The sequence below is a fragment of the Virgibacillus litoralis genome (assembly GCF_017873675.1).
In the GTDB taxonomy this organism is placed as follows: domain Bacteria; phylum Bacillota; class Bacilli; order Bacillales; family Amphibacillaceae; genus Lentibacillus; species Lentibacillus litoralis.
In genome coordinates this window covers 111,231-121,115 of sequence record NZ_JAGGKK010000013.1, presented here as the reverse complement: position 1 = coordinate 121,115, position 9,885 = coordinate 111,231, and the positions used below count along the sequence as shown (strand labels likewise).

Here is a 9,885-nt window from a genome sequence, read left to right as displayed (position 1 = left end):
TTTGTGGTTTTTAAAGTGAATATTCCCATCATTCACAAATTTCACATAAAATATTTTTCTTGACTTCTTCTTAAAAATTTAATGCAACGCTAGTGTAATTTCCTAAGCAATGAAAAAGTCGAGTAGAGTTGGTCTGCTCGACTTAATTTTTCTTCGACAAGTTACCATTCATGAAAAAATTGATCTAAATAGTTTTTCATATAATTGTGTCGTTCCTCAGCAATTCGTCTTCCACTAGACGTGTGCATCAGATCTTTCAGTTTTAAGAGTTTATCGTAAAAATGCTGAACAGATGTATTCTCTTTATTGTTATCATCCCAAATTAATTGTCCCTTTGAACCACCAAACGCAAAAGTTCGGGCAATTCCTATGGCTCCTAATGCATCTATTCGATCTGCATCCTGAACAATTTTACCTTCCAGTGTGGCAGGTGTTGTACCTTTGCTAAACGAAACATCTTTTGCCGCAATGTTAATTAGTTTCATTTGGTTTTGAGTACAATTTATTGTTTGTAAAAATTCATTTAACTTGTCTAATTCGTAACTGCTATTTAAAAACAATTTCGAGTCTCCAACATCATGTATCCATGCTGCAGCCTCAGCTATAAATTGATCTGCTCCCTCCTGTTTAGCAATTGAACTAGTTATTCTTGCTACCCGTTTCATATGATGGTAATCATGACCTGTGGTGTCATTCGAAAAAATATTATATATATAATCACAAATAGCTTCCAATTTCTCAGTATTGCTCATTAAAATAATCCCACGATTTTTCCATCTTTAGCTACATCCATATTTAATGCAGCTGGTTTCTTAGGCAATCCAGGCATTGTCATCATGTCTCCAGTTAACACAACAATAAAGCCTGCTCCAATTGATGGTCGCAGTTCTCTTATACTAACAGTAAATCCTTTAGGTCTTCCTGTTAAGACAGGATCATCAGATAAAGAATATTGATTTTTAGCCATACAGACCGGGAGTTTGCCCCATCCTTGTTTTTCGTAAAATTCCAACTGTTTTTTCGCTTTATTGGATAGTTCAATACCATCTGCGCCATATACGGTTGTCGCTACTTTTCTGATTTTAGCTTCCAACGATTCATCCAAACCATAAACACGTTTGAAATTCCTTTCATCAGAATTAGCTTTATCAATAACTTTTTCAGCGAGGTCAACGCCACCTGCTCCACCGTTCGCCCATACATCACTTAATGCTACGTCAATATTTCTTGTTTCACACCATTTTATAATAAAGTCTGTTTCGGCCTTTGTATCCGTTGGAAATTTATTTATGGCAACGACAAACGGTAGCCCAAAAAATTCAATGGTTTCTATATGTTTTTCTAAATTTTCCATTCCTGCCTTTAGCGCTTCAATATTTTCGACGGTTAAATTGTCTTTTGCAACTCCTCCATGCATTTTTAGCGCACGGACTGTTGCAACAATTACGACCGCATCGGTTTCAAAGTTGCCAGCACGGGATTTTATATCAAGGAACTTTTCGGCACCAAGGTCGGCACCAAATCCTGCTTCGGTCACAACATAATCTCCCAGTTTGGCCGCAGTTTTGGTTGCTATAATACTATTGCAGCCATGTGCAATATTTGCAAAAGGACCTCCATGAATAATTGCTGGTGTATTTTCGATTGTTTGGACCATATTAGGCTTCATGGCATCTTTTAGTAACAGTGTAATGGCACCTTCTATTTTTAGTTCTTTAACTGTTACTGGCTTTTCATCATATGTATAGCCAATAACTATTCTCGAGACTCTTTCTTTCAGATCTTCAAGATTTGATGCTAAACACAAAATAGCCATTATTTCTGAGGCAACTGTAATGGTAAATCCATCTTCTCTTGGAACTCCTCGTAAAGGTCCCCCTAAGCCGACAACTATCTGACGTAATACACGGTCATTCATGTCCATAACTCGTTTCCATTCAATCCGACGTGGGTCTATGTTTAATTCGTTTCCTCGATGTATGTGGTTATCGATCATGGCTGATAACGCATTATTGGCACTTGTTATTGCATGTAAATCACCGGTGAAATGCAAATTAATATCTTCCATTGGCAGTACTTGTGAATATCCTCCGCCTGCCGCTCCGCCCTTCATTCCCATGACAGGTCCTAGTGAAGGTTCTCGCAATGCAATAATTGCTTTTTTGTTTAATTTGGTAAGTGCTTGTCCTAACCCAACAGTAACTGTGGACTTTCCTTCTCCAGCAGGTGTTGGATTGATTGATGTTACCAGGACAATCTTGCCTTCTGGTTTCTCTTTTAATTTGTCCAACAAAGAGTCAGACAGTTTTGCTTTTGTGTGGCCATATGGCTCCCAGTCTTTACCTGTCAATCCCAATCCTTTGGCGATTTCCCCAATTGGCTTTAGTTCAGCTTGTTGAGCTATCTCGATATCTGTCTTCATTTGTACTCCTCCTCACAACAATAATATCTATAGTGTAACGCATTTAACATAATTTTCACATTGATTTAGACAATTTTTAAAGCGTTTACATTAAGCCTTGTTTGTTATAAAAGTTTTAACTTTATTACGCCTAACTTCTTGACGGCTAGACTAAAATAGGCTATATTAGACATAAGCAAAGAAGATGTATGGATTCATTAACGACAGGCAGCTTCTATAGAAGTGGACGTACTAGTGATCCTACCTTCTATACGAGGTTGCCTTTTTTGATATTCATTTATCTGCTTTGTATTAACACGTTTTACGTGAAAGCTTTTAGGAGGATTTATTTACATGGAAAACGGAGTAGTAAAATGGTTCAACGCAGAAAAAGGTTATGGCTTTATTCAATTGGAAGAAGGAAATGATGTATTCGTACATTATTCTGCTATCCAGGAAGAAGGCTTTAAGTCTTTAGAAGAAGGACAAGAAGTTTCTTTTGAAATTGTAGAAGGCGAACGTGGCCCACAAGCTGCAAATGTAACTAAAAAATAACTCAACAATATATAGAGCGGTAATCTGAAAAAGATTACCGCTTTTTTTGGTATTAGGAAACTATAAAATATTTAAGTGCTTTGGATGTTCGACTAAAAGCACCGCTTTGCGTGGCAACGTCGACCTACCCGCAGCGCTGAGCACAGTCCATACGGCACTCAACAGGCGGATGTACCTTTGTTCTTATTTAGCATCATCATACACTATACGCCTCCATCCTAAGTGATATGTAATCAAGCCTATCCAAAAAAGTATTATTCAAATAAGTCGATTACTTTATTTTCTCCCCCTTGCTTCTCTTAGTCTAAATACGTATAATGAATTTTGTTGTTTAATCGCGGTTCGTAAACTCCCGCGTTATCAAAACTAAGGAGGAATTTATTATCATGCCAAATGAAATAGTTTGGATATTGTTTGCCCTTGTGAACTTTTCATTATTATTGTTATTTTATCGTATGTTTGGAAAAATGGGTCTTTTTGCATGGATAGGTATGGCGACTGTTATGGCTAATATTCAGGTACTGGAAACAGTTGAACTATTTGGGTTAACTGCAACGTTGGGAAATATTATATATGGCACAGCATACCTAGCAACCGACATTTTGAATGAAAAGTATGGTAAGAAAGATGCAAAAAAAGCTGTATGGTTAGGATTCTCAACTTTAATTACCATGACTATTGTGATGCAAATTGTACTTATGTTCGAACCTGGTGCAGACGATATTGCCCATGAATCACTAGCAACTATTTTTGGAATGATCCCACGTATAGCTGCTGGTAGTTTGGCTGCATATGCTATTAGCCAATATTTTGATGTTTGGATCTATGACAAACTGCGTAAATTGTTCCCAGCGGATAAAAATTTATGGATTCGAAATAATGGCAGTACAGTTGTAAGTCAACTTCTTGATACTGCCGTCTTTTGTACAATAGCATTTTACGGTGAATATCCAACCTCTGTTTGGCTGGAAATTTTCTTAACAACGTATATAATTAAATTTGCAGTAGCACTAATCGATACACCATTTATGTATATTGCTAAAAACTTGCATAAAAAATAAACTTAAAGAGGATAGCGAATTCGCTATCCTCTTTTGCTATAAAGTCGCTTTCGTTAACGCCTTTTCTTCACGTGGAATTCTTATTTTTAATAGAAGTACATGCAAGAGCGGAAATACAAATGCGGTTAAATAGGCTCCTAAAAGAAGCGGTATAACAAATAATTCTATAGCGACAATAATATAATTTGGATGTTTCACGTACTTATATGGCCCTTTTTTAATAAGTGAGACTCCTGGCAAAACAATAATTTTCGTATTCCAGAACTTCCCTAATGTATGAATACACCATATTCTCCCTAGTTGTGTTAATAAAAATATAGTGATCAAAAAGTAATTAATTCCGGTACTGTTATTATTATTTAAAAGTGCTTCAAAAATCATCGACAGAAAAAAGATGCTATGAAGCCATATAAACCATTTATAATGCTTACCCCCTTTTTCAATACCTCCCCTATCTTTCATCCATCTTTCATTTCGCCTGGCAATGCTTAGTTCTATCAGCCGTTGTGCAATAACTGCAATAATAAATAGCCACATCCAAGTTGTCATCTTTCACTCCACTCCAATATTAATAATTCTGAACTAAATCCTGGTCCTAAAGCTGATAAAATACTTTTTTCTTTTTCCGGTACTCCCTCTTTTAACCATTCATGCAGTATATAAAAGACAGTTGCTGAAGACATGTTCCCATGTTTTCTAAGTACACGATACGAATGTTTAAACTTTTCTTGTGGAACCTGCAGAACATCTTCCATAGCTTCTAATACCTTTTTACCTCCGGGATGTGCAATAAATGAATATATTTCACTTCTGTTTATATTATTATCTTGCAGAAATGTCTCAATATGCTTCTTCCAGAATGTCTGCACAAGTGCTGGAATACTTTTTGAGAATACTACTTCCAATCCATCATTTGTAATGTCCCACCCCATAACGGAATTACTGTTCTTCATCGTTACTGAACTCGTATTTATTATTTGTGGCTTTACTTTCTTTACATAAGATAGATAAGTTGAATTTTCACCTACTAATAAAGCAGCACCCACTCCATCTCCGAATAGGGCTGTACCAATTAGGTTGCTTTTTTTATTATCATCTTTTTGAAATGTGAGACTGCATAGTTCGCATGTGATAATTAGAACTGTTTTATCAGGATGAGCTGTAAGCCAATCAAAAGCCCGGGACAATCCTATTGCCCCACCTGCACAACCTAATCCCCAAAGTGGCATTCGGGCAATATCTTCCCGGAAAGGACGCTCGTTCATTAAATATGTATCTAATGATGGCGTAGCTATTCCAGTACTCGACACAAAGATAATTAAATCAATAGCTTCGTATGGAATGTCCTGTTTAAGAAATTCTTTATTAGCTAGACAAGCGTCCATTGCTTGTAATGAATAGTTAATAGCATGTCTATGATATAAATCATTCTTTTCCTGGAATGAATGTTTTTCTTTAAACCAATCCTCCCCCACTACAAACTGTCTTTTATCAATCATTGCATGGTCAAATACAGGTAATAATCTTTCAGAGTATGTAAAAATTTCCCTGACTAGATTTTTCACTGAAGGCTGAGATAATTCATTTGAAGGAATACCTAATCCAACTGAACATATAAACGACATGAACTCACCTTTTTAGGTTTAGTTTGTTTAGTTTCCACAAAAATATAACAGTTTCTTCACAAGTTATTCATAATCTCTATTAATATATCGCTTATAATCCCCTTAAACTCTTGGCTCACAGCAGTTATTGAACAATTTATGAATTATCGTGTAAATCAACAATTTTCATTTTTGATAGGTGTATCATTAAAGATAGAACAGTAATTTGATTTTATGGGGGTGAGTAATTTGACGAGTCTACATCATCAAAAGGACGAAAAAGCTAATAAAAAAGAAAGTCCAGACTTAAAAGGAACATTCATTTCGGTTATGATGCTTGGACTATTTATTTTGGCTAGTTGGTTTGGTGTATATGCTCTTTTTGTTATTAGATAAAAAAGAAATATGGGAGATGTTTTAAATGCATTTACACAAATACGAAAAGATTTGGCTAATGTTTGGGGTAGGATCACTTGTGGTATTCCTTCTTGTTATAGGTATCGGTGCATTTTATAAGGGAACACATCCACAAAGCCAGATGACAACAATTGATCCACAAAATGTCGAAGCAAATGAGGCATTTAAACAAGAAAATCTTGGTTTGACTAAGGTAGATGAAAATAAATATATTCTTAATGTTGTTGCTTCAGCATTTAATTATGATTTAGGTGTTGATGAGGAAGGGGCTCAGGTGAAATCTATCAGAGTACCCAAGGGATCAACTGTTTTGTTCCATGTAACGTCAAAAGATGTTGTTCATGGATTTGAACTTGCTGGAACGAATGTAAACATGATGGTTGAACCTGGTTATGTCAGCAGTTATGAAACTGTAATGGAAAAACCCGGTGAATATACTTTAGTTTGTAATGAATATTGCGGGACAGGACATCATTTGATGTACGCTACTGTGGAGGTGTATGAATAATGATTAATGAAAAATTAGGTTTATCTAAACAGGAAACGAAATTATCTATGGCTTATATTTATGTAGCTTTTATCGCCCTGCTAATTGGAGGTCTAATGGGATTACTCCAAACATTGGTTCGTTCCGGGACATTCACACTTCCATGGGGTATTGACTATTATCAAGTATTGACTGTTCACGGCGTTATATTAGGGCTTGTCTTAACAACATTCTTTATTATTGGATTCCAGTTTACGTTAATTAATAAAACAATTGGATTAACAGTTAAACAGCGTAAGATCTCCTGGGTTGGCTTTTGGGTTATGCTCGTCGGTACTGTTATGTCTTCAATCACAATTTTATTAGGTAAAGCAAGTGTACTCTATACCTTTTACGCTCCATTAAAAGCACATCCGGCCTTTTATATTGGGTTGGCATTAGTAATTATTGGAAGTTGGGTTGCTTGCTTTGTTAACTTCAGGCAAATGTTCTTATGGAGAAAATATCATAAAAATGAAAAGTCACCTCTATTAGCATTTATGGTTGTTATAAATATGTTGCTATGGTTTATTGCAACATTAGGTGTAGCATCTACAGTATTGATTCAGTTTATTCCTTGGTCACTTGGTTATGCTGACACGATAAATATCTTAGTAAGCAGAACATTATTTTGGTATTTTGGACATCCGTTAGTTTATTTCTGGCTGCTTCCGGCATATATGGCTTGGTACGCTATAATCCCTAAAATTATTGGTGGAAAAATATTTAGCGATTCGTTAGCTCGTCTAGCCTTTGTCCTATTTTTAATGTTTTCCATTCCGGTAGGGTTTCACCATCAACTAACCGAACCTGGAATTGACCCAATGTGGAAATTTATTCAAGTTGTACTAACATTTATGGTTATTATACCTTCTTTGTTAACTGCCTTTTCCATGTTTGCAACGTTTGAAATTACGGGACGCAAAAAAGGATTTCAAGGCATATTTGGCTGGGTAAAACATTTGCCATGGAAGGATGTAAGATTCTTTGCACCGATGGTAGGTATGCTTGCATTTATTCCCGCTGGGACTGGCGGTATAATTAATGCTTCTCACCAGTTAAATGCAGTCGTGCACAACACGATTTGGGTAACAGGACACTTTCACTTGACTGTTGCAACAACTGTTATTTTAACCTTCTTTGGAATTTCTTATTGGTTGATTCCGGCTTTAACCGGAAGAAAACTGACAGCTGAAATCAATAAATTAGGTATAATTCAAACGATTATATGGACAATTGGTATGACCATTATGTCTGGTTCAATGCATATTGCAGGTTTATTTGGAGCACCACGTCGATCAGCTTATTCAACATATGGCGGTACCGAACAAGCGTCAGAGTGGATTGGTTATCAGTACTCACAGGCGATTGGCGGTTCAATTTTATTTATAGGTATCATATTGATGGTGTATATATTTATTAAATTAGCTTTCTTTGCACCAAAAGGAATAGAAGAGTTTCCTATTGCAGAAGAAGAACCAGATGCAGAACCTACACCAAAATTCCTGGAAAATTGGAAACTTTGGATTGGGTTAACAATTGCACTGATTCTATTTGCATATACCATTCCGTTTATAGAAATTATTCAGCATTCACCTCCAGGCTCTCCACCATTTGCTTGGCCGATTGGAAATAACTGATAATGCTACATTAGAAAAACTTATTATTAAAGGGGTTCTATAAAAGCGTATATTGCTTTTCAATAGAACCCCTTATACTTTGCAGTGCAATCTTTAATTGCGTTTATTCAGTAGGAGAGAGAATTCTTAACTGCCTAAAAAAACAGGGGAGCTTCCCCTGTTTTTGCATATTAAAGATTATATAATTTGGTGTATTTATTTGTCAGATAATTCACAAGATAATCCGGATTTAATTCTTCCTTTGTTACATCTTCGATTATTTCAAGTGGTTTTTTCATTTTCCCATACTGATGAATATTCTCTGTCAGCCAATTGCGTATTTGATCAAACTGATTATTTTTTATTAAATCATCTACATTCATCTTAGTCTTCATTGTGTTATGAAACTGTGCTGCATACATATAGCCTAACGCATAGGAAGGGAAATAACCGAAATCACCTCCGGACCAGTGAATATCCTGTAAGACTCCCTCTCTGTCAGTTGGTGGTTTTATTCCAAGGTATTCCTCCATCTTTTCGTTCCAGAGATGTGGTAAATCACTAACACTAATTTCATTATTAATTAATGCCTTTTCTAGTTCATATCGAATCATAATATGAAGTGAATAGGTTAGCTCATCTGCTTCAATTCGAATTAATGATGGTTTCACTTCATTAACAGCACTGTAAAATTCACGTAATGGAAGGTGCTGGAAATGCTTTGGTGCATATGACTGAAATAACTCGTAATTACTATCCCAAAAAGACTTATTTCTTCCCACAAAGTTTTCCCAGAACAGTGACTGTGATTCATGTATCCCCATGGAAGTGCCGGTTGCTAACGGTGTATTAATTAGTTTCTTGCTAATGTTTTGTTCATATAAGGCATGTCCGCCTTCGTGAATCGTACCAAAAATAGCTGTTCGAAAGTCTTCTTCGTCATAACGAGTGGTTATACGTACATCATTCATATTTAATGAGATGGCAAATGGATGTACAGTTTCATCAAGACGTCCTGAAGAGAAATCATAACCCATTTGCTCTAAAATCTTAATAGTAAAGTCTTCCTGGTTTTTTTTAGGGAAATGTCCTATTAAGACAGCAGGATCCGGCTTATGGCTGCTCTGGTTTATTTTGTTCAATAACGACGATAAGGATTTTCTAACTTCAGGGAATACTTTATCAAGCGTTTCAGTTGTAACGCCAGGTTCATAATTATGTAAAAGAGCATCATAGATATTATCCTCATAACCCCAATACGCTGCAAACCTTTGATTATATGCGACTAACTCCTCCAGATAAGGTTGAAAAAGAGAGAAATTATCTGTCTCTCGTGCTTCCTGCCAGATGGACTCTGATCTAGACTGAAGCATTACATATTCCTTGAATTCATCATTGGGGATTTTTCGATTTCGTTCATATATTTCTTCGCATTCTTTTACAGTCTTTCTAACGATTTCATCTTCGGTATTGTCTTTTAAAAGATCAATAAAATATTTCATCTTTTCTGATGTTTCAAGTTGATGTACTTTCTCAGATAAAAAACCAACTACTTCCGAACGTTGCTCTACTCCCTTTTTGGGAATTTTTGTACGCATATCCCATTGTGTTAGGGTAATTGCTTCACGATAAACATCTAGTTCATTTAATAATTCTTTGAAGTCCTTTTGAGCTTGTGCTATATTATCCACATTGAATTCCC

The 9,885-nt window shown here is 35.8% G+C and carries 10 protein-coding genes; 5 read left to right on the top strand and 5 right to left on the bottom strand.

Going from position 1 to position 9,885, the window contains the following annotated elements:
- Positions 1-161 precede the first annotated feature (161 nt).
- Together J2Z82_RS12390 and J2Z82_RS12385 are read right to left on the bottom strand one after the other, a co-directional pair.
- Positions 162-752, bottom strand: coding sequence for an HD domain-containing protein (locus J2Z82_RS12390; protein WP_209481103.1), 591 nt, complete (start codon positions 750-752; stop codon positions 162-164).
- Positions 752-2,422 (bottom strand): formate--tetrahydrofolate ligase, encoded by a 1,671-nt coding sequence (locus tag J2Z82_RS12385; RefSeq protein WP_209481102.1) that lies wholly within the window; start codon positions 2,420-2,422, stop codon positions 752-754. The genes J2Z82_RS12390 and J2Z82_RS12385 overlap by 1 nt, the downstream gene beginning before the upstream one ends.
- 333 nt (positions 2,423-2,755) lie before the next feature.
- Between J2Z82_RS12385 and J2Z82_RS12380 the strand changes: the two genes are divergently transcribed.
- A complete protein-coding gene (locus tag J2Z82_RS12380) occupies positions 2,756-2,956 on the top strand; it encodes a cold-shock protein (protein ID WP_036572880.1) in 201 nt (66 codons plus the stop codon).
- Positions 2,957-3,342: 386 nt separating this feature from the next.
- Complete coding sequence (locus J2Z82_RS12375; RefSeq protein ID WP_209481101.1) at positions 3,343-4,017, top strand: queuosine precursor transporter; 675 nt, start codon at positions 3,343-3,345, stop codon at positions 4,015-4,017.
- Between the two features lie 36 nt (positions 4,018-4,053).
- Here the strand turns inward: J2Z82_RS12375 and J2Z82_RS12370 are convergent, their stop codons facing one another.
- On the bottom strand, positions 4,054-4,566 hold the full coding sequence (locus tag J2Z82_RS12370; RefSeq protein ID WP_209481100.1) for an isoprenylcysteine carboxyl methyltransferase family protein: 513 nt from the start codon (positions 4,564-4,566) through the stop codon (positions 4,054-4,056).
- On the bottom strand, positions 4,563-5,642 hold the full coding sequence (locus J2Z82_RS12365) for a type III polyketide synthase (protein ID WP_209481099.1): 1,080 nt from the start codon (positions 5,640-5,642) through the stop codon (positions 4,563-4,565). The genes J2Z82_RS12370 and J2Z82_RS12365 overlap by 4 nt, the downstream gene beginning before the upstream one ends.
- 228 nt (positions 5,643-5,870) lie before the next feature.
- Between J2Z82_RS12365 and J2Z82_RS12360 the strand changes: the two genes are divergently transcribed.
- From J2Z82_RS12360 to J2Z82_RS12350, 3 genes are read left to right on the top strand one after another with little or no spacing between them, the layout of a single operon-like run.
- On the top strand, positions 5,871-6,017 hold the full coding sequence (locus tag J2Z82_RS12360; RefSeq protein ID WP_245251623.1) for a cytochrome c oxidase subunit 2A: 147 nt from the start codon (positions 5,871-5,873) through the stop codon (positions 6,015-6,017).
- A 25-nt stretch (positions 6,018-6,042) separates the two neighbouring features.
- Complete coding sequence (locus J2Z82_RS12355; protein WP_209481097.1) at positions 6,043-6,546, top strand: cytochrome c oxidase subunit II; 504 nt, start codon at positions 6,043-6,045, stop codon at positions 6,544-6,546.
- Positions 6,546-8,204, top strand: coding sequence for a b(o/a)3-type cytochrome-c oxidase subunit 1 (locus J2Z82_RS12350; protein WP_209481096.1), 1,659 nt, complete (start codon positions 6,546-6,548; stop codon positions 8,202-8,204). Before J2Z82_RS12355 ends, J2Z82_RS12350 begins: the two co-directional genes overlap by 1 nt.
- 170 nt (positions 8,205-8,374) lie before the next feature.
- Here J2Z82_RS12350 and J2Z82_RS12345 read toward each other — a convergent pair whose 3' ends face one another.
- Complete coding sequence (locus J2Z82_RS12345; RefSeq protein ID WP_390313454.1) at positions 8,375-9,865, bottom strand: carboxypeptidase M32; 1,491 nt, start codon at positions 9,863-9,865, stop codon at positions 8,375-8,377.
- Positions 9,866-9,885 lie beyond the last annotated feature (20 nt).

Coding starts and splice junctions, on each gene's coding strand:
- J2Z82_RS12375 (WP_209481101.1), top strand. CDS start 3,343: ATGCCAAATGAAATAGTTTGGATATTGTTTGCCCTTGTGAACTTTTCA.
- J2Z82_RS12370 (WP_209481100.1), bottom strand. CDS start 4,566: ATGACAACTTGGATGTGGCTATTTATTATTGCAGTTATTGCACAACGG.
- J2Z82_RS12365 (WP_209481099.1), bottom strand. CDS start 5,642: ATGTCGTTTATATGTTCAGTTGGATTAGGTATTCCTTCAAATGAATTA.
- J2Z82_RS12390 (WP_209481103.1), bottom strand. CDS start 752: ATGAGCAATACTGAGAAATTGGAAGCTATTTGTGATTATATATATAAT.
- J2Z82_RS12385 (WP_209481102.1), bottom strand. CDS start 2,422: ATGAAGACAGATATCGAGATAGCTCAACAAGCTGAACTAAAGCCAATT.
- J2Z82_RS12355 (WP_209481097.1), top strand. CDS start 6,043: ATGCATTTACACAAATACGAAAAGATTTGGCTAATGTTTGGGGTAGGA.
- J2Z82_RS12380 (WP_036572880.1), top strand. CDS start 2,756: ATGGAAAACGGAGTAGTAAAATGGTTCAACGCAGAAAAAGGTTATGGC.
- J2Z82_RS12350 (WP_209481096.1), top strand. CDS start 6,546: ATGATTAATGAAAAATTAGGTTTATCTAAACAGGAAACGAAATTATCT.